This is a genomic window from Stenotrophomonas sp. YJH_SMC_21, from assembly GCF_059369555.1.
This window is the reverse complement of sequence record NZ_JCAFSU010000001.1, coordinates 470,709-496,751: the sequence shown is the minus strand read 5'-3', so window position 1 is coordinate 496,751 and position 26,043 is coordinate 470,709. Positions and strand designations below refer to the sequence as shown.

Here is a 26,043-nt window from a genome sequence, read left to right as displayed (position 1 = left end):
GCCCGGCGATCAACCGGTGCCGGGCTGGCGTGGACTGTCGGGCGACGCACTGCGTGCCAGCCAGCGCACGCCCTTCCACAGGGTGCGCCAGACCAGCCACACCAGCAGCGCACCCGCCAGGCTGCAGGCCAGCACCACGATCAGCGCGATCCACGGGTGTGCCAGGGCCAGGGCCAGGCCACCGACCACCACGGTGTCCTCGGCGGCGGAGGCCACCCAGTTGCTGGCAGGCTCGGGCGAGGTATTGAGCAGGGCGCGGGTGCCTGCCTTCAGGCCGTGGCTGGCCAGCGCGACACCTGCACCGGCAGCAAGTGCGCCGGTGCCCAGCTGCCCATCCGGCGACAGCGTGGCTGCGGCAAGGAAGGCACCTGCGGGTACACGTGCCAGGGTCTGCACCAGATCCCACGCCGAGTCGACGCCGGGAATCTTGTCGGCGAAGAATTCGGTCACCGCCAGCGCCGCCGAGGTGCCCAGCACCCACCACGATTCAGTGGCCTGCAGGGCCGGTGGCAGGTCGACCCAGCCGAGCAGGCCGGCCAGGCCGACACCGAACACGGTGAGGTAGACGCGGATGCCGGCCAGCCAGGCCAGCAGGATGCCGATCACGAACAGGTGGGCTTCGGTCATGGCGATGCTCCGGCGACGGAACTGTGCAGGGGACCACACTATCGACGATGGCATGCCTGAACGCCACAGACCGTGGCTCGCCACTGCGCAGGAAACCCACCCGTCCTGTCATACACTAGCCCGTCGTTTGCCACAGGGGCCGTACCGGTGTCGCCCTCGCGATGCCCCGGAATCCACCCATGACCAACCGTCCTCCCATGCGCGTGCAGGTCCGCCTGCCCGGCGCGCCGCAACCGCCGGCCGACCGCCGCCGCCTGCTGGTGATCGGCGGCATCTGGCTGCTCAGCCTGGTGCTGGCGGTGCTCGGCGGCTGCTGGATGGCCACCCCGCGCGATGCGCAGGGCCAGCGCCTGCAGGCCGCCGAGAAGCGTGCCGAGACGCTGCAGGCGCAGCTGACCGAACTGCGCCAGAAGCAGGCCACGCTGGAAGCCTCCGACCGCATCAGCCGCGCCGCCAACACCGAGGTGCAGTCCTCGCTGGCCGAGCGCGATGAGGAAATCGCCGGCCTGCGTGCCGACGTTGCTTTCTATGAGCGCCTGGTGGGTTCGACCAGCCAGCGCAAGGGCCTGAACACCCATTCGATCGAGTTCAGCCCGGAAGCGGCCGGCACCTGGCAGTACACCGCGGTGCTGACCCAGAACCTCAACCGCGGCGCCATCAGCCAGGGGCAGATGCGCTTCACCGTGGAAGGCGTCAAGAACGGCAAGCTGGCCACGATCAGCTGGGATGATCTGCACCAGCGCAGCAAGGTACCGGGACAGGATTACTCGTTCCGGTACTTCCAGCAGCTCACCGGCAGCGTGATGCTGCCGGCTGACTTCACCCCGCAACGCGTGCGGGTGACATTGGGGAGTGGTACGGGGGGTACCACCCAGGTATTCGACTGGAAACAGGCCGGTGCGCCGGCCAGCAAAGGGGAGTAGGCAGATGTTCGGAAGCAGCAAATCCAACCGCGAAGGCCAGCTGGTGGTGGATGCCCTGATCGGCAACCAGGTGGTGATCCGCGGTGATGTGGAATTCAGTGGTGGCCTGTACGTGGAAGGCCGCATCCATGGCAAGGTGATCGCCGCCGAAGGCGCCAGTGGCGCAACCCTGACGGTCGCCGAGCATGGCGTGATCGAGGGCGAGATCCGTGCCCAGGTGGTGGTCATCAGTGGCCGCCTGGACGGCGACGTGCACGCCAGCGAGAAAGTCGAACTGACCCCGAGTGCGCGGGTCAACGGCAACGTCCATTACCAGGTGGTGGAGATGAATGCGGGCGCCCAGCTGAACGGTCGCCTGATCCACGCCAGCGCCCCGATGGCCGCCCTGCCGGCCCCGGAAGCTGATGAGGCCACTGGCGGCAAGGGTGACACCGCCGCGCGCCGCAAGCTGGCCGAGGCGATGGCTTGAAAGCCATCGTCGGCACCCCCATGCTGACACCATGAGCACGCTAGTCTCCCTGCCCGGCGCCACCCCGGCCGCCGCGCCCGATTACCAGTCGCTGGAGCGCCCGCTGAACTTCACCGAGTCGGCGGCCGCCAAGGTCAAATCCCTGATCCAGGAAGAGGGCAACCCCGACCTGGCCCTGCGCGTGTACATCGAAGGTGGTGGCTGTTCGGGCTTCCAGTACGGGTTCGAGTTCGACGAGAACCGTGCCGAGGACGATCTGGCGGTACAGACCAGCGGGGTGACCCTGCTGGTCGACCCGTTGAGCCTGCAGTACCTGATGGGCGCCGAGGTGGACTACACCGAGAGCCTGACCGGTGCACAGTTCGTGATCCGCAACCCGAACGCAAAGACCACCTGCGGCTGCGGCAGCAGTTTCAGCATGTAGGCGGGGCGCGGGGCCTGCGTCCCGCGCGACAAGGTGTGTGGAGCACAAGCTCCACACCCACAGATGGCTTCGGCAAAGCCCGCGGCTTGCCACCCGCATCGATTGGCGGCACGCTTGCAGGATGCCCAATACTCCTTCGCCGCTTTCCGGTTTCGCCTTCGTGGGCGAACCGCTGGAGCGCGCCGATGCCCTGCGCGAAGATGCCGATGCACTGGCGCGCCTGTGGCCGGGCGCGCACATTCTGGTGCTCGATCAGGACGGCAGCGCCTTCACCGGCGATGACGACCAGCCGCTGGCGCTGACCGGCGCCGACATCGGCGGCGGTCCCGGCTCCGCGATCTTCCTCGGCCTGCGCGGGGAACAAGCGTGGTTCTCGGTTGAAGCCGCCAGCGTCACCGTCACCGCACCACGTCGCCTCGACCTGCGCCAGGCCGCCCTGCTGTGGTCGGTGGCTGATGCGACCGCTTTCAGCTACGCACGTGGCATGTCCTACTGGCACTCGCGCACCCGTTTCTGCGGGGTATGCGGTGGTGCCGTGGCGTTTGCCCGTGGCGGCTTCGTGGGGCGTTGCGCGCAGTGTTCCACCGAGCACTATCCGCGTGTCGACCCCGCTGTGATCGTGGCGGTTGAAAACCAGGGCCGCCTGCTGCTCGGCCGCCAGTCGAACTGGGCGCCACGTCGCTACTCGGTGCTGGCCGGCTTCGTCGAACCGGGCGAGACCTTCGAGCAGACCGTGGTACGCGAAGTCCACGAAGAGAGCAAGGTGCGGGTGACCGCTTGCCAGTATCTGGGCTCGCAGCCGTGGCCGTTCCCGGGCGCACTGATGGTCGGCTTCAGGGCGCAGGCGCAGGATGACCTGCCGACCGTGGACGGCGAGCTGGAAGACGCGCGCTGGTTCAGTGCCGACGAGGTCGGCGCGGCACTGGCGCGCGATGTGGAGGACGATGGCCAGGGCATCCGCCTGTCGCCGCCGATCTCGATTTCGCGCGGCCTGATCGAGCACTGGTACCGGCAGCAGAAGGGCTGAGAGGGGCCGGCTGGGGCGATTGCATTGCCGCCACCTGAACACGGCACGGGTTACAGTCCGGTTCACCGCTGAGGGCGCCGCTGCGACAGGTAAGGTAGCGGCGCCGAGCGTTCTGTTTCGTAGGGAGACCCGCCATGTTCACCACTCTGGCCGCCGTGCTGGTGGCACTGGCCCTGGGCCATGTTGCTCCGGCCGCTGCTGCCTCGCTGCGCCGTTTCGACGGTTTCCGGCGTTGGCTGGGCTGGCTGGATGCGCGTGGTGGCAAGGCCTGGCAGGGACCGGCCGGCGTTGCCTTGGCCCTGCTGCCGCCGCTGTTGCTGATGGCGCTGCTGGCGTGGCTGTTGCGCGGGGTGCTGTTCGGCCTGCCGTCGCTGCTGCTGGGCGTGGCGGTGCTGGCCTGGTGCTGGGGCCCGCGTGACCTGGACCGCGATATCGAGGCCATCATCGATGCCGATGATGCGGCGACGCGGCAGGCTGCAGTGCGCAACCTGCAGTCGGCCGGCGGCAGCCTGCGCGAGGACATTCCGTCACTGGTCGAGGCGACGGTGCTCAACGCACTGCGGCGCTGGTTCGCGGTGCTGTTCTGGTTCCTGTTGCTGGGCCCGGCTGGCGCGCTCGGTTACCGGTTGCTGGCGCTGATGGCGGAAAGCCCGATGCGTGCCCGCGTGCCGGTGGAGCCGCTGGCGCTGGCGCAGCGGCTGCTGGGCTGGATTGAGTGGCCGGTGGCACAGCTGATGGCGTTCTCGATGGCGCTGGTGGGCAACTTCGATACGGCGTGGAAGGCGTGGCGCCAGGCCCATGGCGAGCGCCTGACCGGCAACACCGGGTTCCTGGGTGCGGTGGCGCGGGCCAGCGTCAACGCCGAACTGCGCGAGGATGCGCACGACTACACCGAGGCGGGGCTGTTGCCGGTGTGGCAGCGGTTGCCGGACCTGCGTGATGCGATGAGCCTGGTGTGGCGGATGCTGCTGCTGTGGCTGGCGATCCTCGCCCTGCTGGTGATTGCAGGCTGGGTGACGTAGGTGTTTTGGCAGGGCTTGCAGCCCTGCACCTGCAGAGGCAACAGAGCAACAGCAACAGCAACAGCTGGATTGCTGCGGGTTGGCGGGGTGGGTCGGATGGCGGGGGACACCGTGAATCCGTCCATGGAGGCTTGGTCGCCGCTTGCTCGTGTGCGCTGTCCTGCGCACACGGCAAGACCCGGGTTGGGCGTCCTGCCCAACCCGCCCGAGGCATGCCTCGGGCCCATGCGGCTCACACCCCCGCCATCCAACCCACCCCGCCTTCGACAGTTTTCCGCGCACGGACGTTCTCCAGAGCCGAGCCATGCTTGGCTCCGAGCGAGCGTAGCGAAGCGATCCGCTTCTGCTTTTGATCTTTTCTTTCTTTTCCGTGGTGGACGCGCACGGAAACTGTCCGTGGCCGGGCGGGATGGGTTTGCGGGGGTGTCCGCGGCATGGATGCCGCGGCCAAGCCTCCACGGACGGATTCACGGCGTCCCCCGCAAACCCATCCCGCCCGGCCAACCCCAAGGCTTCTGCCTTCAAACGCCGCCCACCACGAGGGGCTGCGCCGTTGGCTGGAAACCTAGATCGGTGCCAGTGCAGTGAACGGTGCCCACGGCAGGTTGCGCAGCAGCGCATACCCGGGCAGCACCCAGAGCCAGAACACAGGATTGGCCAGCACCCGCATCAGCGGGTCGAGCACGCGTGGGCGGATGCCGGCGATGTTCAGCAGCATCAGCAACAGGAACGGCAGGCTGATGACCAGCAGCGGGTTCATCGCCATCGCGCCGGGCAGGTCGAAGTGGACCAGGGAATACAGGCAGCGCGTGCTGCCACAGCCCGGGCAGTACAGGCCGGTCAGGGCGTACAGCGGGCAGCTCGGCAGTGGATTGCCGGCGACATACGGATTGACGTTGCGCAGCATCACCGTGGCACCCACGGCCAGGCCGGCGGAAGCCAGCAGTGGTGCCCAGCGGGCGAGTCGGGAACGAGCGGGAAGCGCGGACATGCAACAACGGATCCGGCGCAGGCGCCGGATCCGTCCAGGCGTATCAGTAGCCGCTGTTGCTCATCGCGCCCATGCCGCCGAGCACGACGAAGAACAGCACGTACAGCACGACCAGCACGGCCCAGGCAATGGCCGACCAGATGGCCCACTTCTTGGCCTTGGCGGCGGAGTCCTGGGCGCCGGCGATGTCGCCAGCGGCCAGCTTGCCGTTGACCTGTGCGGCGTAGACGATCGACACGATGCCGGCCGGCAGGCAGCAGAACAGGGTGGTCAGGATGGCCCAGACCAGGTTGTTCGGGACCTGCGGAGTAGCGGTATTCATGGGTTCAAGCTCCTTGATGGGTGGTGGTGGTGAATCATTGGTCGGAAAGAGCGCCCAGTACGGCCAAGCCGCCGAACAGCCCGAGCCACAACAGCAACAGGACCGGCAGGGCCACGGCCGAAGCCACTGCCCACCAGCCCGCCTTGCGCGACGCGCTGTAGGCCCCCGGCAGATCGCCAGCCGCGCGGCGGCCATCGACCTGGGAGGCATAGACGATCGACACCACGCCCAACGGCAGGCAGCAGAACAGCGTCGTCAGGATCGCCCAGACCAGATGGTTGGGGATGTAGACCGGACGGCTGAGCGGTGGTGGTTGATTCAAAGCGAGACTCCATTCCTTGGTGGCCGGCCTTGGTGAATCGGCCGAACCTCCCCCCTGTGGGTGCGTAATCTACCGCAACCGGCGTTGCATGTATGCGTTTACACGCACGGCATGTCGTGTTCGCCACTGGACGGTGGCGTATGCGGGGGAGGTTGCCGGGCCTGCCTGTCAGTCCGATTCTGTCAGGCGTGATCGCCGCGCAGGGCCCGCACCTGGGCTTCCAGCGCCTGGGCGTTGGTGGTGTGGCCGTCCATGGACGGTGCCGCCACTACCTCGACGGTGGCTCGGAAACGGCGCGGCACCCGCATGCGGCCGAGGCGGCTGTCGCGCCGGCTCCACATGCTCGACCACATGCCGCGCAGGGCCATCGGCACCACCGGCACCGGCCGCCGTTCGAGGATCTTCTCGACGCCGGACTTGAACGGGGCGATTGCACCATCCCTGGTCAGTGCGCCTTCCGGGAAGATGCAGACCAGCTCGCCTTCGGCCAACGCGGCGTCGATGTCATCGAACGCGCGCTGCATCAGCGCCGGGTCTTCGCGCGCACCGGCGATCGGGATCGCCTTGGCGGTACGGAAGATCCAGCGCATCACCGGGATGTTGAAGATCCTGTAGTACATGACGAAGCGCACCGGACGCGGAATCGTCGCCGACAGGATCAGTGCGTCCATGTAGCTGACATGGTTGCAGACCAGCAGCGCGGCGCCTTCGTCGGGCACGTTGGCTTCGATGCCGTGCGGGCGCAGCCGGTACAGGGTGCGCACCATCAGCCAGCTGAGGAAGCGCATCAGGAATTCGGGAACGATGGTGAAGATGTAGATCGCCACCAGCGCGTTGGCGATGGCCAGCGCCAGGAACTGCTGCGGGATGGTCCAGTGCAGCAGCTTGTGCGCGGCCAGCGACAACAGGGCTGCGCCGACGATGAAGCCGGAATTCTGGATGTTCAGCGCCGCGAACACGCGCGACATCTGCGCCTTCGGCGTGCGGCTCTGGATCAGCGCGAACAATGGCACCACGAAGATACCGGTGAACAGGCCGATGCCGATCAGGTCGATGACGATGCGGATGCTGCCCGGCTGCTGCAGGAAGGTGCCGATGGTCAACCCGTGCACCGTCGCCTCGCCGCTGCGCGCGAAGTACAGGTCGAGCAGGAACGCGGTCATGCCGAACGCGCCCAACGGCACCAGGCCGATTTCCACCGTGCGCGCCGACAGCTTCTCGCACAGCAGCGAGCCAACGCCGGTGCCGACCGAGAACAGGGCCAGGGCGAACAGATACAGTTTGGGTTCGCCGCCGAGGTTGGCCAACGCGTAGTTGGGCAGTTGCGAGGTCAGCACGGTGCCGACGAACCAGAACCAGGACACCCCGAGGATGGCGTTGCGCACCGCCTTCTGCTGCCGTGCCATGCGCAGCACGACCCGCGACTCCGGCAGGGGGTTCCAGTTGATCTTCAGGTTCGGATCGCCGGCGTCGACCTTGGGGATCAGGCGCGCGGCGATGTTGCCGCAGATGGCTAGAACGATCACCGCTGTGGCGGCCACGATCGGGCCGTGGCTCCCCGCAAGCAGGAACACCGAGCCGCCGATGATCATGCCGGACAGGATCGAGATCGAAGTACCCATCTCGACCAGGCCGTTGCCGCCAGTCAGTTCCTCGGGTTTCAGCACCGAGGGCAGTACCGAGTACTTCACCGGGCCGAACAGGGTCGACTGCATGCCGGTACAGAACAGCGCGACCAGCAGGAACGGCAGGTTCTCGGTAACGAAACCGACAGCCGCCATCGACATGATCACGATCTCCATGGTGGTGGTGATCACGATCAGCCGCGATTTTTCCAGTTTGTCGGCGATCTGCCCGGCCAGCGCCGAGAACAGGAAGTACGGGAGGATGAAGATGGCTGGCGCCAGCGTGGTGTAAAGCGAACGCTGCTCCTCCGAAACGCCCAGATAAAACAACAGGCCGATGATCGCCTGCCGGTACACGTTGTCGTTGAACGCACCCAGCGCCTGGACGACGAAGAACGGCAGGAAACGGCGCTGGCGCAGCAGGGCGAACTGGTTGTGACCGGACATGGAACCTCCTTGACCGGCGCAGCCTAGCATTCCTGCCTATCCGCTGTGGATGCGGACCTGTGGGTGCGGACCGTTGGTCCGCACACCTGTCGATGGTCTCAGACGATATCGTCGACCACGCCGCCATCCACGCGCAGTGCTGCACCGGAGGTGGCGGAAGCCTGCGGCGAGGCCAGGTACACCACCATGTTGGCCACTTCCTCGACCGTGGCGGTGCGCTGGATCACCGAAGACGGCCGGTGTGCCATCACGAACTCGCGGCCGATCTGCTCCAGCGGCTTGCCGCTGCGCTGGCGTTCATCTTCGAACATCGCCGCGAAACCGTCGGACAGGGTCGGGCCGGGCAGCACCGCGTTGACGGTGACGCCACTGCCGGCCACGCGCTTGGCCAGGCCGCGCGACAGCGACAGCTGCGCGGTCTTGCTGACACCGTAATGGATCATGTCGGCGGGAATGTTGCGTGCCGATTCGGAGGAGATGAACAGCACGCGGCCCCAGCCGGCGTCGACCATCGCCGGCAGCAGTGCCCGCGACAGACGCACGCCGGACATCACATTGGTCTGCCAGTAGCGCTCCCAGGTGGCGTCTTCGGTCTCGAAGAAGTCCTCGGGGCCGAAAATGCCGGCGTTGTTGACCAGGATGTCGACCTTGGGCAGGCCGGCCAGCAGCACATCGACACCGGCTGCATCGGAAAGGTCGGCGGCGACGCCGATCACCTCGGCACCCGGAACGGCGGCGAGCAGGCGCTGGCGGGCGCGTTCGACACTGTCGGTGCTGCGGCCGTTGAGAATGACCCGCGCACCCGCCGCGGCAAGACCCTGGGCGATCGCCAGGCCGATGCCGGCGGTGGAAGCGGTAACGAGCGCGGTGCGGCCGGCGAGTTCGATCTTCATGGGGGGAGTCCAGGAGCAGGGGATCACCCAGTATCCGCGCAGGAACGTGATCGGGATGCAGCGCCAGGCGCAACACACGGTTGCACACGGTGCAGTAGATCCACGCCATGCGTGGATGGACTGCGGGTCGCGCCAGGCCCTGCCCGGCGCCGGCCTTCAGGTGAGCGTGCGCACGGCCTCATTCGCCGCCGCCCGCACCTTCGGCAGCATCCGCAGCACCAGCGCCATCTGCGTGCGGATCAACTGCAGCTTCGCCGGCATCGCCTCGTCGATCTGCTCCAGCTCGGCCGCCACCGCGCGATCAGCGTCGTTGTCGTCCTCGTTGACCGGCTGCCGTGCGGTCAGGGCCGAGGCCAGCTGCTGCAGCGCTTTCCGCACGCGGTCACCGGCGGCCAAGGCCAGCGGATCGCCGGCGTAGCTGTCCACCTGGTCGCGGTGTGCACCCAGCGCCGACAAGTGCCCAAGCAGCGTGTTGGAGAGCGCCAGGAAGTGGAAGCCGGCATCCAGGTTGCGGCGCACATGACCGGGTTCGCGCAGCATGTTCGACAGCGCGGTGGACAGCGCGGCGTCGGCGTTGTGCATGTCGCGGCGGGCGATGCGATAGGCCAGGTCATCGCGCATGCCGCTGCGGTACTGGCCCAGCACCGAATCCAGGTAGCGCGCGGCGGTATCCAGCACCCGCGCCAGCACAAGGTGCAGCTGGCGGCCCTGCCAGTCGGGCAGGATCAGGAACGCGGCGGCAGCGGCAATCGCGCAGCCCAGCAGCGTGTCGACCATGCGCGGCACGATCAGCACGAAGCCATCGCCGATCAGGTTGAAGCAGGTCAGGGCCATCACCGTGATCGCCGCCGATGCCACCAGGTAGCGGTCGGTGCGGGTGAAGAAGAACAGCAGCGCCGACAGCAGCGCGATCAGCAGTTGCACGTGCAGTTGCGGGAACAACTGCAGCAGCGCCCAGGTGAGCACGAGGCCCGCCACGGTGCCGACGATGCGCTGCGCCAGGCGTTGGCGGGTGGCGCCGAAGTTGGGCCGGCACACGAATACGATGGTCAGCAGCACCCACGAGCCGTTCTGCGCATTGAACAGACGGATCGCGGCGAAACCGGCGATCAGCGCCAATGCCATGCGCAGGCCGTGGCGGAACAGGACCGAGCCGGGCGTGAGCTGCTGGCGCACGCGCACGCCCATCTCGCGCAGGGTATGCGGGTTGCTGTCGCGCAGGCGCGTATCGACATTGTCGAGGCTGGCCTCGGAGCGTTCGGCGTCCAGCAGGCGGCGTTCGATGCTGCGCAGGTTGTGCACCAGCAGGTCCAGCGAACCCAGCAGTCGCTGCCACTGCGGGCGCTGCTGGTCGCGCAGGTAGGCCAGCGCATCGGCCAGGTCGCGCCCGGCCTGCTGGTTGGTTTCGCCATACACGAACGGGCGGCGCAGGCGGATCGCCTCGCCCAGGCGCGCGCAGGCCTGGCCCTGAAGATCGAGCAGGCGCTGGCAGCGGTACAGCACGTCGCTGTGGAAGAACGCATCGACCAGGGCGCCGTAAGGGTAGTGCGAGGAACTGGCGCGCTCGTGGAAATCCTGTGCCATGTAATAGAGGCGCAGGTACAGGCCGGAGTTCACGCCCGGCCGCCCGGAACGGCCGAAGCGGGCGAGAATCGCGGTCTTGGCCTCGTTCAACGCGCCGACCACGCGCCGGTTCTGCTCGGCCAGGTCGAGCTGGCGGCGTTGCAGGTCGGCCTCACGTACCGGTTCGAACAGGGCGGCCTTCAGCTGCAGGTAGCGGCCCAGCTCGATGTAAAGCCGCGCCACGCGCTCGCGCACCGGTCGGTTGGCGAACAGTGCGGTCCACAGGATCGACAGCAGTCCGTACCAGACGGCGCCCGCCAGCAGGTGGCTGACCGCTTGCAGCGCGGTATGCAGGTCGCTGGCACCGTGCTGCTCCAGCCCGATCATGGTGTAGATCGCCAGCGTTACCGTGGCCTGGGCGATGGATGCGTAGCGCTCGCCGAGCGCGCCCAGCAGGGTCAGGCCGAAGGTGGACAGTGCCAGCGCGCCGATGAAGATCCACGGCCAGGGGAACAGCCAGATCACCGACGCCGCAGCGATGCAGAAACACAGCAGCGACAGCGCCACCGCCTTGGTCCGGCCCCACCAGTTGTCGTCGGTCTCGGCGATGGCGCTGGCGATGATGCCGAGGAAAACGCCGGGCAGGGCGGTCAGCGCATCCAGCTGCCAGCACACGGCAAGCGCTGCGGTCAGGGCGATGAACACGCGCAGGCCGTAACTGGCCTTCTCGTGGGCCCACAGGCGGCTGAGGCGGGATTGGCGGGCGGGCATGCAGGCTCGGCGGAAGGATCTCCCACCATTATTGCGGGGTGCGCGTGAAATATGGAGGGCGGACCACCGCGGTAGTGCCGGCCGCTGGCCGGCAGATTTGCCGTACCGAGAAAGCCGGCCAGCGGCCGGCTCTACCCTTAGATCCACGCCATGCGTGGATGGGCCGTTCTACGCACGCTGCGCGCGCTTGAGCAGCTTCGCTTCGCGCTTGCGCGCGCGACGGGCCCGCCAGCGTTCGGCCAGACACGAGAAGATCACGTACAGCGCCGGCGTGCTGAGCAGGGTCAGGCTCTGCGAGAACAGCAGGCCGCCGATCATCGCGATGCCCAGCGGGCGGCGCAGTTCGGAGCCTTCGCCCAGGCCGATCGCCAGCGGCACCGCCGCCAGGATCGCCACCATCGTGGTCATCATGATCGGGCGGAAGCGCACGATGCTGGCCTCGCGCGCGGCATCGCGCGGTGCCAGGCCATGCTCGCGCTGCGCCACCAGCGCGAAGTCGATCATCATGATCGCGTTCTTCTTGACGATGCCGATCAACAGCACCAGCGCGATCATCGAGATCACCGACAACTCGGTGTTGGTGCCGAACAACGCGAGCAGTGCACCCACGCCCGCCGCCGGCAGCGTGGACAGGATGGTGACCGGATGGATCAGGCTCTCGTAGAGCATGCCCAGCACCAGGTACACGGTCAGGATCGCGGCGAACACCAGGATCAGCATGTCGCTGGGGTCGGAGTTGAAGCCGAAGCCCGCATCATCGGCCAGGCGGATGTCACCAGGCATGCGCATGCCGGCCACGGTCGCGTCGATGATCGCCTTGGCCTCACCCATGCTCACGTTCGGAGCCAGGTTGTAGCTGAGGTCCATCGTCGTGTACTGGTTCTCGTGGGTGATCTGCGACGGGGCCAGGCCGGGCATCTGCGTGGCCACCGCGGTGATCGGCACCATGTCGCCGTTGCGCGCACGCACGTACACCTCGTCCAGCGCGGCGGGGGTGGCGGTCTGCGAGGGCAGGGCGTTGACCACCACGCTGTACTGGTTGATGTCCGAATAGATGGTGGAGATCTGGCGCTGGCCGAACGCACCGTACAGCGCACCGTCGATGGCACCCACGGTGATGCCCAGGCGTGCGGCCTTGGCGCGGTCGATCTGGATGTTCTGGCGCAGGCCGGCGTTGTCCACGTCGGTACCGACATCGCGCAGCTTGGGGTTCTTCTTCAGCTCCGCCTGCAGCTTGGGCAGCCATTCCTGCAGCGATGCCAGGTCGTTGCCCTGCAGCGAGATGCGGTACTGCGCGCCCTGGCTGGAACCGCCGCCATCGTTGCTGGGCAGATCCTGGATCGCGCGCAGGCGCAGCTGCAGGTCGGGGTAGCGGTCGGCCTTGGCACTCAGCCGTGCGAGTGCGTGCGCGGTGGTCTCGCGACGGCCATCGCTGCGCGACTTCAGCTCGATGTTGAACTGTGCGCTGGAGCCCTGGCGGCCGCTGCCCAGGCGCACGCCCACGGTCTTCACCGCGGGGTCGGCCATCAGCATGTCGGTGATGCGGCGCTGGCGGGCGACCATGTCCTCGAAGGACACCGTGGCGCTGGAATTGGCGCGGCCCCAGATCAGGCCGGTGTCCTGCGGCGGGAACGCGCCCTTTTTCACCGCGCCGAACAGGAAGACGGTGGCGCCGATCAGGATCAGCGGGGTCAGCGACAGCAGCAGCGCGTGGCGCAGCGAGAAGTCGAGGAACACGGTGTAGACGCGAAGCATGCGCTCATGGCCGGCATCCAGCCAGCGGCCGAAGCGCGACGGCGGCGCGCTGTGGTCGTGCGCGCTGAGGAACCGGCTGCACAGCGCCGGAGTCAGCGTCAGCGAGACGATCATCGAGACCACGATGGCCGCCACCAGGGTGACGGTGAATTCGCGGAAGAACGCACCCATCATGCCGCTGGCGAACAGGAGCGGGATGAACACCGCCACCAGCGAGGCGGTGATCGAGACGATGGTAAAGCCGATCTCGCGCGCGCCGGTGAGCGCCGCCTGCATCCGCGGCATGCCTTCGTCGAGGTGGCGCATGATGTTCTCGATCACCACGATCGCATCGTCGACCACGAAGCCGATGGCGATCACCAGCGCCAGCAGGCTCAGGTTGTTCAGGGTGAAGCCCATCACGTACATCACCAGCGCGGCACCGGCCAGCGACAGCGGCACGGTCACCGCAGCGATCAGCGTGGGTGCCAGCCGGCGCAGGAACAGCGCCATGGTCAGCACCACCATCGCCAGGCTGATCAGCAGGGTGATCTGCACTTCATGCAGCGACGAGCGGATGGTCGGCGTACGGTCGAAGTACGGCGTCATCGTGGTGCCGGGCTGCAGGTAATCGCGCAGGGTCGGGATCTGCGCCTTGACCCGGTCCACGGTCTCCACGATGTTGGCGCCGGCACGGGTGAACACGTACATCACCACCGCCGGTTTGTGGTCGAACCACGCGGCCTGGTAGGCATCCTGCTGGCCGTCGTAGACGTTGGCGATGTCCTTCAGGCGGATCACCCGGCCATCGCCCTGGGTCTTGACCACCAGGTCGGCGAAGTCGGCGGCACGCGCCACCGAGTCGTTGGCGATGATCGCGGTAGTGGTGTTGCCGTCGCTGAGGAAGCCGGTGGGCGAGGTCACGTTGGCCGCGCGCACGGCGTTGCGCAGGTCATCGGCGGTCAGGCCGAGCGCGTTCATCAGGCGCAGGTTGACGTCCACACGCACCGCCGGCGTCGAAGCGCCAGCGATGTCGACCGAAGCAACGCCGCTGATCTGGCGGATGCGCTGGGCCAGCAGCGAGTCGGCGACGTTGTACAGCTCGTCGGCCGACTGCGTCTGCGAGGTCAGCGCGATGGCGATGACCGGGTCGTCGTTCGGATTCGCCTTCTGGTACATCGGCGAGCCCATGCCCGAAGGCAGGTCGGCCTGCGCCGAGTTGATCGCGGTCTGCACGTCCAGCGCGGCCGAATCGATGTTGTGGCCGCTCTGGAAGATCATGAACACCAGCGAGCTGCCTTCCGAGCTCGACGAGCGCATGCGGTCGATGCCCGGCAGCTGGCCGAGGTGGCGCTCCAGCGGCGCGGTGACTGTCGAGGCCATGGTCGCCGCATCCGCGCCGGACTGGCTGGCGTGCACGAAGATCACCGGGATCTCGATGTTCGGCAGTGCCGATACGCCCAGGCGCAGGTAGCAGATCAGGCCGACCATGAACAGGCCGATGGCCAGCAGCGCGGTGCCGATCGGGCGGCGGATGAAGGGGCCGGACAGGTTCATCGTGCGGCCCACCGCAGCAGCGGGGCGTGGATCATGCCTGCGGCTCCTGCAGCGAACCGTTGCGCAGTGCGCGCTGCTCGCGGCGGCGCGCCAGCCATTCGGAGAAGCGTTCCATGTACAGGTAGATCACCGGCGTTGTGTACAGCGTGACCAGCTGCGACAGCAGCAGGCCACCGACGATGGCGATGCCCAGCGGGCGCCGCAGCTCCGAGCCGATGCCGGTGCCCAGCGCCAGCGGCAGCGCGCCGAGCATTGCCGCGGCGGTGGTCATCATGATCGGGCGGAAGCGCAGCAGGCAGGCGCGGCGGATCGCTTCATGCGCGTTGGCACCGGCGCGACGCGCCTCGATCGCGAAGTCCACCATCATGATGCCGTTCTTCTTGACGATGCCGATCAACAGCACGATGCCGACGATGCCGTCCACCGACAGGCTCAGCCCGCACAGCATCAGCGCCAGCAGCGCGCCGACGCCGGCCGGTGGCAGCGTGGAGATGATCGTGATCGGGTGGATGTAGCTCTCGTAGAGCACGCCGAGCACGATGTAGATCACCACCAGCGAGGCCAGCAGCAGCCACACCACATCGGTCTGGCTGCCGGTGAATTCGGCAGCCTTGCCGATGAACTCGGCATGCAGGTGTGCCGGCATGTCCAGGCTGTCCTTGGTTTCCTGGATCGCACGCACCGCTTCGGACAGCGAATAGCCCGGCGCCACGTTGAACGAGACCGTCACTGCCGGCAGCTGCTGCTGGTGGCTGACCACCAGCGGCGCACTGCTGACCTTGCCTTCGGCCAGCGCCGACAGCGGGATGATGTTGCCGGCGCCGACCGTGATGCCGGTGTTCTGCGCGCCGATGCCGGTGGCGGTGGACGAGTTGGACGAGGTGACCTGGCCGAAGCTGGTGGCATTGGTGCCGGTCAGCGCGCCGGCGCCGTTGGAAGCCACGGCCAGCTGTTCCATCAGCGCGGTGCTGGTACGGAACTCCGGCGCCACTTCCAGCACAACCCGATACTGGTTGAGTTCGGTGAAGATGGTCGAGATCTGGCGCTGGCCGAACGCATCGTAGAGCGTGTCGTCGATGGTCTGCATCGGCACGCCCAGCACACTAGCCTTGTCGCGGTCGATGTTCAGTTCAAGCGCGCGGCCCTGGTTGGACAGGTTGTTGTCCACGTCGGCCAGTTCCGGGCGCTTGCGCAGCGCTTCGGTCAGGCGCGTGGCCTGCGTGGCCACTTCGGCGCTGTCCACGTCCGACAGCGAGTACTGGTATTCGGTGGCGGCCACGCGGGTATCGAGGGTCACGTCCTGCACCGGTTTCAGGTACAGGGCCACGCCCGGAATACCGGCTACCGCCTTCTGCAGGCGCGGCAGGATCTCATCCAGGCCATCACGCTGGCTGCGCTCCTTCAGCACGATCGACAGCTGGCCCTGGTTGAGCGTGGGGTTCATGCTGCCAGCACCGATGAACGCCGACACGCCGGTCACGTCCGGATCCTGGCGCAGCGCTTCGGCAACCTGCCTTGTGCGCTGTTCCATCTGCGGGAAAGCGATGTTCTGGTCGGCCTGCACCACGCCGGTGATCAGGCCGGTGTCCTGCTCGGGCAGCAGCCCCTTGGGAATCAACACGTACAGCAGCACGGTCAATACCAGCGCGCCACCGGCCACGGCCAGGGTCAGGCGCTGGTGGCCCAGCACCCAGTCCAGGCTGTGCTCGTACAGGCCGACGGTGCGCGTCCACAGGTTCTGTTTGCCGGCCGCCGCTGCGCGCTCATGCGCATCCTCGCCCTCGGGCAGGGCGTCGGGCTTGAGCAGGTAGGCGCACATCATCGGGGTCAGCGTCAGCGAGATCAGCATCGACAGCACCACGGCGATGCTCAGCACCCAGGCGAACTCGTGGAACAGGCGGCCGGTGACGCCGGGCATCAGCAGCAGCGGCAGGAACACCGCCACCAGCGAGACCGTCAGCGACAGCACGGTGAAGCCGATCTGGCGCGCGCCGATCTCGGCCGCTTCCTTGCCACTCTTGCCCTGCTCGATGTAACGCACGATGTTCTCGATCATCACGATCGCATCGTCGACCACGAAGCCGGTGGCCACCACCAGCGCCATCAGCGAGAGGTTGTCCAGCGACATGCCGGCAAAGGCCATCACCGCGAAGGTGCCGGCCAGCGACAGCGGCACCGCCACCGAGGGAATGATCGTGGCCCACAGCCGGCGCAGGAATACGAAGATCACCGCCACCACCAGGCCGATGGTGAGGATCAGGGTGAACTGCACTTCGTGCACCGAGGCGCGGATGGTCTCGGTGCGGTCGTTGAAGATCTCCAGGTGCACGTCGGCCGGCAGCACGCCCTGCAGCTGCGGCAGGATCGCGCGGATGCGCTCGACGGTCTGCACGATGTTGGCGCCCGGCTGGCGGCGCACTTCCAGCAGCACCGCCGGCTTGCCATCGGCCCAGGCCGCCAGCTGGTCGTTCTCCACGCCGTCGACCACCTCGGCCACGTCGGACAGCCGCACCGGGCGGCCGTTCTTGTAGCTGATGATGGTGTCGCGGTACTCGGCGGCGCTGGCCAGCTGGTCGTTGGTGCCGATGCTGTAGGACTGGGTCTTGCCGTTCAACGAGCCTTTGGGCGCATTGACGTTGGCCTGGGTGAGCGCGCTGCGCAGCTGTTCCAGGGTCAGGCCCATGTTCGACAGCTGCGCCGGATTGACCTGGATGCGCACGGCCGGGCGCACGTTGCCGGCAATCGAGACCAGGCCGACGCCCTGCACCTGCGACAGGCGCTGGGCCAGGATCGAGTCGGCGTAATTGTTGACGTCGCGCAGCGGGCGCGTGTCAGAGGTCAGTTTCAGGGTGACGATGGCCGCGTCGGCCGGGTTCACCCGGTTGTAGACCGGCTGGTAGGGCAGCGACGAGGGCAGGGTGGCCTGGCGGATCGCCGCCTGCACGTCCTGCGCGGCGATGTCGATGTCGCGGTCCATCGAGAACTGCAGGATGATCGTCGACAAGCCAGCCGACGAGTCGGAGGTCATCAGCTCCAGCCCGGAGATCTGCCCGAACTGGCGCTCCAGTGGCGTGGTGACCAGCGAGGCCATGGTGGTTGCGTTTGCGCCGGGGTACTGGGTGGTGACCACCAGGCTGGGCGCATCGATTTCCGGCAGCGCCGACACCGGCAGCTTGCGGTAACCGAGGATGCCCAGCAGCAACAGGCCCGCCATCAACAGCGAGGTAGCGATCGGGCGGCGGATGAAGATCGTCGAAAAGCCCACGGACTGATCCTTGCTGGCACTTCAATGTCGGCGCCGGCGGGTCCGCCGGCGCGAGGGAGAACCGTGGCCTGCGCTCAGCGCGGACCGCCACCGCGACGGCCACCGCCGCCACCGTTCTTCTGTTCGGCCGCCTTCAGCTCGGCCTCGGTCGGTGCGGCCGGGGTTTCGCCCGGCTTCAGCGCGGTGACCTTGCTGCCCGGCTTCAGGCGGAACTGGCCTTCACTGACCACCCGCTCGCCGCCCTTCAGGCCTTCGGCGATCTGCACCTGGCTGTCGCCCACTTCCACGCCGCTCCGCACGGTCTGCATCTTCACCGTGTTGTCGCCCTGCACGACGTAGACGTACTCGCCATCCGGCCCACGCAGCACGGCCTGGGTCGGAATGACCACGCCGCCGGCAATCGTGCGCAGCTGCATGCGCACGTTGACGAACTGGCCCGGCCACAGGCCGTTGTCGGTGTTGTCGAACAGCGCGCGCGCCTTGAAGGTGCCGCTGTCGGCACTGATCAGGTTGTCGACCACGTCCAGCTTGCCGTCGCCGGACAGCACGTGCGAGTCGGCGCGGTCCAGTGCCGCCACCGGCACCGCGCCGGCGGCCTGCGCCTGGCGCACGTCGCCGAGCTGGCGTTCGGGCAGGTTGAACAGGACGTGGATCGGGTGGATCTGGGTCAGGGTGACCAGCGCGGTGCCCGCGTTGACCACGTTGCCCGCGTCGACCGCGCGGATGCCGGCGATGCCGGTGATCGGTGCGGTGACCCTGGTGTACTGCAGCTGCACCTGTGCCGAGCGCATGCTGGCCTCGTTCGCCGCGACTGCGCTTTCGTACTGTGCCACTTGGTTTCGCTGTGTATCCAGATCGGTCTTGGCGACGAACTGGCGGTACTCCGGCGCATTGGAGCGCTGGTAGTTGGAGCGCGCGGTGGCCAGCAGCGCCTCGTTCTGGCGCTTGGCTGCCGCGGCCTGGTCATAGCTGGCCTGGGCGGTGCGTGGATCGATCACTGCCAGCACGTCGCCCTTCTTCACTTCCTGGCCTTCGCGGAAGTTCAGGCTCATCAGCTGGCCACCGACCTGCGGGCTGACGGTGACGGTGTTCATTGCCGTCACGGTACCCAGTGCGCTGGCATACACCGGTACGTCCTGGTGCGTGGCCTCGACCACGGTCACCGGCACCGGGCCGGCATCCGGGTCTTCGCCACCCTGGCGCGCTCCCGCTGCCGGCTTTCCAGCCTTGTCCTTGCCCCCGCCGATGACGCGCAGGCCGACCACGGCCAGCACCAGAACCGCCACGACCAGCAGCACGATCTTCCAAACACGTGACATTACGAGGACTCCAAGAGGGCTGGACGGGGCGCGGCCCCGGTTGGCAATGCGCAAAGCATACCTGTGCCACATCACGTTTCCTGCATGACGGATGGGACGGGCGCTAAGACCGGATCCGGCCGCGGAGGTTCCCGTGGCGGCGGTGTTGCCCTACATTCAGCTGGACCCCTCTTGCTGTGGAGATTGCGATGCGCCGTTCGCTGCTGCTGTCCGCCCTGCTGCTGGCCCTGCCGGCCGTTGCCCACGCCCAGGACGGGCAACGCCCCGAAGTGACCGCCGCTGCCCAGCGCCTGCAGGCCAAGGTGGTTGAATGGCGCCGCGACTTCCATCAGCACCCGGAACTGTCCAACCGCGAGGTGCGCACCTCGGCCGAGGTCGCCAAGCGCCTGCGTGCGATGGGCTTGAAGCCGAAGACCGGCATCGCCCACCACGGCGTGGTGGCGATCATCGAAGGCGGCAAGCCCGGCCCGAAGATCGCGCTGCGTGCGGACATGGACGCGCTGCCGGTGACCGAGCAGACCGGGCTGCCGTTCGCCTCCAAGGCCACCGACCAGTACCGCGGCCAGACCGTGGGCGTGATGCATGCCTGCGGCCATGACGCGCACACCGCTACCCTGCTGGGCGTGGCCGAAGCGCTGGTGTCGATGAAGAAGGACCTGCCGGGCCAGGTGATGCTGATCTTCCAGCCGGCCGAGGAAGGCGCACCGCCGCCGGAAGAGGGCGGTGCCGCGCTGATGCTGAAGGAAGGCCTGTTCGCCGACTTCAAGCCGGAGGCGGTGTTTGGACTGCATGTGTTCTCCAGCGTGCAGGCCGGCCAGATCGCGGTGCGCGGTGGCCCATTGATGGCCGCCTCGGATCGTTTCGGGATCAAGGTGATCGGTCGCCAGACGCACGGCTCGGCACCGTGGAACGGTGTCGACCCGATCGTGGCCACCGCCGATCTGGTCGGCACCGCGCAGACCATCGTCAGCCGCCGCGCCAACCTGTCCAAGCAACCGGCGGTGCTGACCTTCGGTGCGATCAACGGCGGCATCCGCTACAACATCATTCCGGACGAGGTGGAGATGGTCGGCACCATCCGCACCTTCGACGAGGGCATGCGCCAGCAGATCTTCGCCGACCTGCGCAACGTCGCCGAGCACACCGCCGCCGCGCACGGTGCGAAGGCGGTGACCGACATCTACGAATCGGAAGGCAACCCGGCCACGGTGAACGACCCGGCGCTGACCGCGAAGATGCTGCCGAGCCTGCAGGCGGTGGTGGGCAAGGACAACGTGTACGAGCCACCGCTGCAGATGGGCGCGGAGGATTTCTCGCTGTACGCGAAGGAAGTGCCGGGGATGTTCTTCTTCGTTGGTTCCACCAGCGTGGGCATCGACCCGGCGACGGCGCCCGCCAATCATTCGCCGAAGTTCCTGCTGGATGAGAAGGCGCTGGATGTCGGACTGCGCGCGCTGCTGCAGGTGAGCCTGGATTACCTGCACGGTGCCGGCACTCCGGCGGGGTGAGGGTTTCCGGCAGGGCTTGCAGCCCTGCACCCGCTTGGATCAACGGCAACGTCAACGTCAAAAGCGGGCATTCCGTGGGATGGCGGGGTGGGTCCGGTTGAGGGGGACGCCGTAAACCCGTCCATGGGGGCTTGGCCGCGGCATCCATGCCGCGGACACCCCCTCAACCGGACCCACCCCGCCTTCGACAGTTTCCCGCGGCTGTTGGTGCCCGCTGCTGTTGGTGGGTGCCGACCGTTGGTCGGCACGGCAGGCGTCATGAATGTCTGAAGGATCGGCTTCTGATTTTGATTTTCCTGATCTTTCCCGTGGTGGTGGTGGCGCGCAAGGAACTGTCAGGGGCCGGGTGGGTGGGCGGGGCGGGGGTGTCCGCGGCATGGATGCCGCGGCCAAGCCCCCAAGGACGGGTTTACGGCGTCCCCCGACCCGCCTACCCACCCGGCCAAGCCGATAGACCGCCTTCCACGACCAACCAACAAAACCACCACGGAGGGGCTCCGCCGTTGGCCAGCCCGGCCGAAGGCCCGCCGTCCGCGCGATACAATGACCCCCATGAACACCCCACAGGATTCCAGCCTCGGTCGCGAGGTCAGTTACCCGTCGCAGTACGATCCCGGCCTGCTGTTTCCCATCCCCCGCAGCGGCGCCCGCGCCGAAATCGGCCTCGATGACGCCGCGCTGCCGTTCGTCGGCCATGACCGCTGGCACGCCTTCGAGCTGAGCTGGCTCGACCCGCGTGGCAAGCCGCAGGTGGCCGTGGCCACCGTGCAGGTGCCGTGCACCTCGCCGCGGCTGATCGAATCGAAGTCGTTCAAGCTGTACCTCAACTCCCTCAACAGCACCCGCATCGACAGCGCCGAGGCACTGCGCGCGCGCATCGTGGCGGATCTGTCAGATTGTGCCGGTGCGCCGGTCCAGGTCGAGTTCGGGCTGCCGGGCCTGCGCGAGACGCCGCTCGGTGAATCCATCGACGGGCTGGAGCTGGAGATCGACTGCTACGGCCCGCCGCAGGCGGACTTTCTCTCGGCCAATGCCGGTGAGGTGGTGGAGGAGACCCTGGTCTCGGCACTGCTGAAGTCCAACTGCCCGGTCACCGGCCAGCCGGACTGGGCGACGGTCAGCCTGCGTTACCGCGGGCCGAAGATCGATCGTGCCGGCCTGCTGCGCTATCTGGTGAGCTACCGCGAGCACGCCGAGTTCCACGAGCAGTGCGTTGAGCGGATCTTCAGCGAGGTGTCTGCGCGCTGCCAGCCGCAATGGCTGGAAGTGGAGGCGCGCTATACCCGCCGTGGCGGCCTGGACATCAACCCGTGGCGCGCCAGTCCCGGCATTGCCGCCCCGGCCGCGACCTACCGCGAACTGCGCCAGTAACCGCCGCAGGCGGTTGCCCGCTGTGCCGGGCCATGCCCGGCGAACACCGGCCAGCGGCCGGCACTACCATGATTCGCAGGCGGTTACGGGTAGTGCCGGCCGCTGGCCGGCAATCGGCCAAGGCCGGATCCCCCTGGCACAGCCGGCCAGCGGCCGGCACTACCGGGCACCGTCTCTCCCGATTGTTCAGCCGCCCCCCGGGGCGGCTTCACATCTGCACCATCCCCATTTAACAACCGCCATGGCACCGTGCGAGCCACGTAGTCATGCAGACGGGAGTTGTGGATGAGTACCGAGAAGAAAGCCGATTTCTCCGGCGTCAGCGCCAGCGTCGACAGTACCGCCGAGCAGGTGCCGAAGGCGGACTTCTCCGGCGTGAGCGCTTCGGTGGACAGCACCGCCGAGATCGTCAGCGGCGGCACCTATACCGTGCAGAAGGGTGACTCGCTGTCGAAGATCGCCAAGCAGCATCTGGGCGACGCCAACGCCTGGAAGAAGATCTTCGAAGCCAATCGCGATGTGCTTGACGACCCGGACAAGATCTTCCCGGGCCAGACCCTGAAACTGCCGCCGAAGTAAGCCGGCGATCAAACGCCGTCCGACAATCCCTGGGAGGAACCCCGAATGATCAAGACCACCCCGCTCCAGACCGCCCTGATCGCCGCCCTGTTGGGCAGCGTTGCCTTGGTCGGTTGCAAGAAGAAGGAAGAGTCGACCGACACCAACGCCGCTCCGGCCGCCACGGCTCCGGCCGAGCCGGCAGCGCCGGCACCGATGACCGGTGCACCGCCGCCGATGGCGGAAGCTGCCGCGGTCAGCGTTTCCACCGTCACCGTGGGCAAGACCGCTGCCGCCGACAAATCGGTCGCCCCGGCTGCACTGTTCTCGCCGAAGGATGATGTCATCGTCTCGGTCAAGACCGATGGCGCCGCCAACAACGTCAATGTCGGTGCCAAGCTGACCTTCCAGGACGGCCAGGTGGCCGGCGAACAGACCGCGACCCTGAATGCCAGCGGCGCGGAGACCACCAACGTCACGTTCAAGAATGCAAAGGGCTGGCCGGCCGGCAAGTACCGCGCCGAGGTCACGGTCGATGGCAAGGCGGCTGGAACGCCGCAGGAGTTCGAGGTCAAGTAAGTCCTGCCGACTCTCTCCCGGCAGGACTCACGATGGACGCAGCCGCAAGGCTGCGTCCTTTTTTATTGGCCGGTGGCTGGCTTCATCCATGCATGGCGTGGATTCACTGACGGCGGCGTTCGCGCAGATCCACGCCGCGCGTGGATGGATCACAGCGTTGCCGCCGTGCAGTACCGCCGCGTATGGCGCGGCTTTGCCCCGCGCGGCTGAAAACGCGACAATGCAGGGGTTTCCCCGCCGCGCGCCCACCCTGACGGCGACGGGGGAAAGCGACACGGTTGCACGTGGCCCGGCGCTGGCGCCGGCCTTCCCCTGAGCATTGCTACAGAGTCCAAGTCCCCCATGTCCAAGATCCTCTACACGCTGACCGACGAAGCACCGTTCCTGGCGACCCAGTCGCTGCTGCCGATCGTCGACGCCTACACCGCCACTGCCGGCATCGTGGTGGAAACCCGTGACATCTCGCTGTCCGGCCGCATCCTGTCGCAGTTCCCGGAACTGCTGTCCGACGCGCAGAAGGTCAGCGACGACCTGGCCGAGCTGGGCCAGCTGGCGACCACCCCGGACGCCAACATCATCAAGCTGCCGAACATCTCCGCCTCGGTGCCGCAGTTGAAGGCGGCCATCAAGGAACTGCAGGACCAGGGCTATCCGCTGCCGGATTACCCGGAAACCCCGGCCGACGACCAGCAGCGCGACTACAAGGCGCGCTACGACAAGGTCAAGGGCAGTGCGGTGAACCCGGTTCTGCGCGAAGGCAACTCCGACCGTCGTGCACCGCTGTCGGTGAAGAACTACGCGCGCAAGCACCCGCACCGCATGGGCGCCTGGGCGTCGGATTCGAAGTCGCACGTCGCGCACATGGCCGCCGGCGATTTCTACGGCAGCGAGAAGTCGGCCACCCTGGCCAACGCCGGTGCGCTGAAGATCACCTTCCACGGCAAGGACGGCAGCGCCGTCGTGCTGAAGGAAAAGACCACGGTCAAGGCCGGCGAGATCGTCGATGCCGCCGTCATGAGCCGCAAGGCGCTGGCCGCGTTCATCGGTGAGCAGATCGCCGATGCCAAGGCCCAGGGCGTGCTGTTCTCGCTGCACCTGAAGGCGACCATGATGAAGGTCTCCGACCCGATCATGTTCGGCGTGGCGGTCAACGAGTTCTACAAGGACGTGCTGGCCAAGCACGCCGACGTGCTCAAGCAGGCCGGTTTCGATGCCAACAACGGCATCGGTGACCTGGCCGCGCGCCTGCCGTCGCTGCCGGAAGCCACCCGCGCCGCGATCGAAGCGGACCTGGCCGCCGAGTACGCGCAGCGTCCGGGCGTGGCCATGGTCAATTCGGACAAGGGCATCACCAACCTGCACGTGCCGAGCGACGTGATCGTCGACGCCTCGATGCCGGCGATGATCCGCGACTCGGGCAAGATGTGGAACGCCGAAGGCAAGCTGCAGGACACCAAGGCGGTCATTCCGGACCGCTGCTACGCCGGCGTGTACCAGGCCGTCATCGACGACTGCAAGGCGCACGGCGCCTTCGACCCGGCCACCATGGGCTCGGTGCCGAACGTCGGCCTGATGGCGCAGAAGGCCGAAGAGTACGGTTCGCACGACAAGACCTTCCAGATTGCTGCCGACGGCGTGGTCAAGGTCACCGACGATGCCGGCAACGTGGTGTTCGAACACGCCGTGGAAGCCGGTGACATCTGGCGCATGTGCCAGACCAAGGACGCGCCGATCCAGGACTGGGTCAAGCTGGCCGTCGAACGCGCCCGCCTGAGCAGCACCCCGGCCGTGTTCTGGCTGGATGCCGCCCGCGCCCACGACGCGCAGGTCATCGCCAAGGTCGAGCAGTACCTGAAGAACCACGACACCACCGGCCTGGACATCCGCATCCTGCCGCCGGTGGAAGCCACCGCGTTCTCGCTGGACCGCATCCGCAAGGGCGAGGACACCATCTCGGTGACCGGCAACGTGCTGCGCGACTACCTGACCGACCTGTTCCCGATCATGGAGCTGGGCACCAGCGCCAAGATGCTGTCGATCGTGCCGCTGATGGCCGGTGGCGGCCTGTTCGAGACCGGCGCCGGTGGTTCGGCCCCGAAGCACGTGCAGCAGTTCGTCGAAGAGGACTACCTGCGCTGGGATTCGCTGGGTGAGTTCCTGGCCCTGGCCGCGTCGCTGGAACATCTGGGCAACCGCTACGACAACGCCGCCGCCCGCGTGCTGGCCAAGGCGCTGGACGAAGCCAACGGCCAGTTCCTGGACAACGACAAGTCGCCGTCGCGCAAGCTGGGTGGCATCGACAACCGTGGCAGCCACTTCTACATCGCGCTGTACTGGGCGCAGGCGCTGGCCGCACAGGACGAAGATGCGGCACTGAAGGCACGCTTCGCACCGCTGGCCAAGGCACTGACCGACAACGAGCAGAAGATCGTCGAAGAGCTGATCGCGGTGCAGGGCAAGGCCGTGGACATCGGCGGCTACTACCGCCCGGACGTCGCCAAGGCGAGCAAGGCGATGCGCCCGAGCGCGACCTTCAACGCCGCGCTGGAGCAGCTGCGCGGCTGATCCATCGCCGTTCGGTCGTGACACCGGAACCCGCGCTTCGGCGCGGGTTTCTTTTGGGCTCCGGGTCAGAACCCTTTTGCCATGCAAAAGGGATCTCACCCCATTCGACCCGCGTCCAGAACCGTGATTCCCGTCGGCTGTCGGAATGTCGTCAACGAGGC

Annotated in this window: 20 protein-coding genes; 10 read left to right on the top strand and 10 right to left on the bottom strand. The window is 67.3% G+C overall.

All coding sequences use genetic code 11. The features are described 5' to 3' along the window. Positions 1–9 precede the first annotated feature (9 nt). Complete coding sequence (locus tag AC5P67_RS02240; protein WP_005411305.1) at positions 10–627, bottom strand: DUF4126 domain-containing protein; 618 nt, start codon at positions 625–627, stop codon at positions 10–12. 179 nt (positions 628–806) lie between these two features. Here AC5P67_RS02240 and AC5P67_RS02235 point away from each other — a divergent pair, with 179 nt between their 5' ends. The 5 genes from AC5P67_RS02235 to ampE all read left to right on the top strand — a co-directional run bounded on the left by AC5P67_RS02235 (position 807) and on the right by ampE (position 4,492). Then, positions 807–1,550, top strand: a complete 744-nt coding sequence (locus AC5P67_RS02235; protein ID WP_005411304.1) for a DUF6776 family protein — start codon at positions 807–809, stop codon at positions 1,548–1,550. A 4-nt stretch (positions 1,551–1,554) separates the two neighbouring features. Beyond that, on the top strand, positions 1,555–2,019 hold the full coding sequence (locus AC5P67_RS02230) for a bactofilin family protein (RefSeq protein ID WP_005411303.1): 465 nt from the start codon (positions 1,555–1,557) through the stop codon (positions 2,017–2,019). Between the two features lie 31 nt (positions 2,020–2,050). Further along, positions 2,051–2,443 (top strand): iron-sulfur cluster insertion protein ErpA, encoded by a 393-nt coding sequence (gene erpA, locus AC5P67_RS02225; protein WP_005411302.1) that lies wholly within the window; start codon positions 2,051–2,053, stop codon positions 2,441–2,443. 121 nt (positions 2,444–2,564) lie between these two features. Next, positions 2,565–3,470, top strand: coding sequence for an NAD(+) diphosphatase (nudC, locus tag AC5P67_RS02220; protein ID WP_005414687.1), 906 nt, complete (start codon positions 2,565–2,567; stop codon positions 3,468–3,470). A 134-nt stretch (positions 3,471–3,604) separates the two neighbouring features. Next, positions 3,605–4,492, top strand: a complete 888-nt coding sequence (gene ampE / locus AC5P67_RS02215; RefSeq protein ID WP_005414686.1) for a regulatory signaling modulator protein AmpE — start codon at positions 3,605–3,607, stop codon at positions 4,490–4,492. 565 nt (positions 4,493–5,057) lie between these two features. Here the strand turns inward: ampE and AC5P67_RS02210 are convergent. The 9 genes from AC5P67_RS02210 to AC5P67_RS02170 all read right to left on the bottom strand — a co-directional run bounded on the left by AC5P67_RS02210 (position 5,058) and on the right by AC5P67_RS02170 (position 19,301). Beyond that, the gene (locus tag AC5P67_RS02210; RefSeq protein ID WP_308310419.1) at positions 5,058–5,483 is read right to left on the bottom strand and encodes a DUF2752 domain-containing protein; all 426 of its coding nucleotides are present in this window, start codon (positions 5,481–5,483) and stop codon (positions 5,058–5,060) included. Positions 5,484–5,526: 43 nt separating this feature from the next. Then, complete coding sequence (locus tag AC5P67_RS02205; RefSeq protein WP_005411298.1) at positions 5,527–5,805, bottom strand: CD225/dispanin family protein; 279 nt, start codon at positions 5,803–5,805, stop codon at positions 5,527–5,529. 34 nt (positions 5,806–5,839) lie between these two features. Then, positions 5,840–6,127: a CD225/dispanin family protein gene (locus AC5P67_RS02200; protein ID WP_005411297.1), complete on the bottom strand. Its 288-nt coding sequence runs from the start codon at positions 6,125–6,127 to the stop codon at positions 5,840–5,842. Positions 6,128–6,309: 182 nt separating this feature from the next. Further along, positions 6,310–8,199, bottom strand: coding sequence for an MFS transporter (locus AC5P67_RS02195; RefSeq protein ID WP_099527789.1), 1,890 nt, complete (start codon positions 8,197–8,199; stop codon positions 6,310–6,312). 98 nt (positions 8,200–8,297) lie between these two features. Beyond that, entirely contained in the window at positions 8,298–9,092 is a 795-nt protein-coding gene (locus AC5P67_RS02190) for an SDR family NAD(P)-dependent oxidoreductase (RefSeq protein ID WP_012481431.1), read from the bottom strand. Positions 9,093–9,248: 156 nt separating this feature from the next. Further along, positions 9,249–11,426: a YccS family putative transporter gene (gene yccS, locus AC5P67_RS02185; protein WP_043034292.1), complete on the bottom strand. Its 2,178-nt coding sequence runs from the start codon at positions 11,424–11,426 to the stop codon at positions 9,249–9,251. A gap of 168 nt (positions 11,427–11,594) precedes the next feature. After that, entirely contained in the window at positions 11,595–14,717 is a 3,123-nt protein-coding gene (locus tag AC5P67_RS02180; RefSeq protein WP_005414681.1) for an efflux RND transporter permease subunit, read from the bottom strand. Positions 14,718–14,748: 31 nt separating this feature from the next. Next, positions 14,749–17,982 carry an efflux RND transporter permease subunit gene (locus tag AC5P67_RS02175; RefSeq protein WP_005414680.1) on the bottom strand — a complete coding sequence of 1,078 codons (3,234 nt, stop codon included), beginning with the start codon at positions 17,980–17,982 and terminating at the stop codon, positions 14,749–14,751. Positions 17,983–18,056: 74 nt separating this feature from the next. After that, on the bottom strand, positions 18,057–19,301 hold the full coding sequence (locus AC5P67_RS02170; RefSeq protein ID WP_043034293.1) for an efflux RND transporter periplasmic adaptor subunit: 1,245 nt from the start codon (positions 19,299–19,301) through the stop codon (positions 18,057–18,059). Between the two features lie 188 nt (positions 19,302–19,489). Here AC5P67_RS02170 and AC5P67_RS02165 point away from each other — a divergent pair, with 188 nt between their 5' ends. The 5 genes from AC5P67_RS02165 to AC5P67_RS02145 all read left to right on the top strand — a co-directional run bounded on the left by AC5P67_RS02165 (position 19,490) and on the right by AC5P67_RS02145 (position 25,882). Beyond that, positions 19,490–20,809, top strand: coding sequence for a M20 family metallopeptidase (locus AC5P67_RS02165; RefSeq protein WP_005414678.1), 1,320 nt, complete (start codon positions 19,490–19,492; stop codon positions 20,807–20,809). A gap of 552 nt (positions 20,810–21,361) precedes the next feature. Continuing rightward, entirely contained in the window at positions 21,362–22,180 is an 819-nt protein-coding gene (queF, locus tag AC5P67_RS02160) for an NADPH-dependent 7-cyano-7-deazaguanine reductase QueF (RefSeq protein WP_012481425.1), read from the top strand. A gap of 285 nt (positions 22,181–22,465) precedes the next feature. Continuing rightward, positions 22,466–22,759 (top strand): LysM peptidoglycan-binding domain-containing protein, encoded by a 294-nt coding sequence (locus AC5P67_RS02155; protein WP_005411287.1) that lies wholly within the window; start codon positions 22,466–22,468, stop codon positions 22,757–22,759. 45 nt (positions 22,760–22,804) lie between these two features. Continuing rightward, complete coding sequence (locus tag AC5P67_RS02150) at positions 22,805–23,317, top strand: hypothetical protein (protein WP_005411286.1); 513 nt, start codon at positions 22,805–22,807, stop codon at positions 23,315–23,317. A 342-nt stretch (positions 23,318–23,659) separates the two neighbouring features. Then, positions 23,660–25,882 carry an NADP-dependent isocitrate dehydrogenase gene (locus tag AC5P67_RS02145; RefSeq protein ID WP_005414674.1) on the top strand — a complete coding sequence of 741 codons (2,223 nt, stop codon included), beginning with the start codon at positions 23,660–23,662 and terminating at the stop codon, positions 25,880–25,882. The last annotated feature ends 161 nt before the right edge of the window (positions 25,883–26,043 follow it).

Excerpts from the sequence above, each read along its gene's own strand:
- AC5P67_RS02150 (WP_005411286.1), top strand. The coding sequence starts at position 22,805 with ATGATCAAGACCACCCCGCTCCAGACCGCCCTGATCGCCGCCCTGTTG.
- AC5P67_RS02170 (WP_043034293.1), bottom strand. The coding sequence starts at position 19,301 with ATGTCACGTGTTTGGAAGATCGTGCTGCTGGTCGTGGCGGTTCTGGTG.
- AC5P67_RS02145 (WP_005414674.1), top strand. The coding sequence starts at position 23,660 with ATGTCCAAGATCCTCTACACGCTGACCGACGAAGCACCGTTCCTGGCG.
- erpA (WP_005411302.1), top strand. The coding sequence starts at position 2,051 with ATGAGCACGCTAGTCTCCCTGCCCGGCGCCACCCCGGCCGCCGCGCCC.
- AC5P67_RS02195 (WP_099527789.1), bottom strand. The coding sequence starts at position 8,199 with ATGTCCGGTCACAACCAGTTCGCCCTGCTGCGCCAGCGCCGTTTCCTG.
- AC5P67_RS02155 (WP_005411287.1), top strand. The coding sequence starts at position 22,466 with ATGAGTACCGAGAAGAAAGCCGATTTCTCCGGCGTCAGCGCCAGCGTC.
- AC5P67_RS02210 (WP_308310419.1), bottom strand. The coding sequence starts at position 5,483 with ATGTCCGCGCTTCCCGCTCGTTCCCGACTCGCCCGCTGGGCACCACTG.
- AC5P67_RS02240 (WP_005411305.1), bottom strand. The coding sequence starts at position 627 with ATGACCGAAGCCCACCTGTTCGTGATCGGCATCCTGCTGGCCTGGCTG.
- AC5P67_RS02190 (WP_012481431.1), bottom strand. The coding sequence starts at position 9,092 with ATGAAGATCGAACTCGCCGGCCGCACCGCGCTCGTTACCGCTTCCACC.
- AC5P67_RS02165 (WP_005414678.1), top strand. The coding sequence starts at position 19,490 with ATGCGCCGTTCGCTGCTGCTGTCCGCCCTGCTGCTGGCCCTGCCGGCC.
- ampE (WP_005414686.1), top strand. The coding sequence starts at position 3,605 with ATGTTCACCACTCTGGCCGCCGTGCTGGTGGCACTGGCCCTGGGCCAT.
- AC5P67_RS02180 (WP_005414681.1), bottom strand. The coding sequence starts at position 14,717 with ATGAACCTGTCCGGCCCCTTCATCCGCCGCCCGATCGGCACCGCGCTG.
- AC5P67_RS02230 (WP_005411303.1), top strand. The coding sequence starts at position 1,555 with ATGTTCGGAAGCAGCAAATCCAACCGCGAAGGCCAGCTGGTGGTGGAT.
- queF (WP_012481425.1), top strand. The coding sequence starts at position 21,362 with ATGAACACCCCACAGGATTCCAGCCTCGGTCGCGAGGTCAGTTACCCG.
- nudC (WP_005414687.1), top strand. The coding sequence starts at position 2,565 with ATGCCCAATACTCCTTCGCCGCTTTCCGGTTTCGCCTTCGTGGGCGAA.
- yccS (WP_043034292.1), bottom strand. The coding sequence starts at position 11,426 with ATGCCCGCCCGCCAATCCCGCCTCAGCCGCCTGTGGGCCCACGAGAAG.
- AC5P67_RS02235 (WP_005411304.1), top strand. The coding sequence starts at position 807 with ATGACCAACCGTCCTCCCATGCGCGTGCAGGTCCGCCTGCCCGGCGCG.
- AC5P67_RS02205 (WP_005411298.1), bottom strand. The coding sequence starts at position 5,805 with ATGAATACCGCTACTCCGCAGGTCCCGAACAACCTGGTCTGGGCCATC.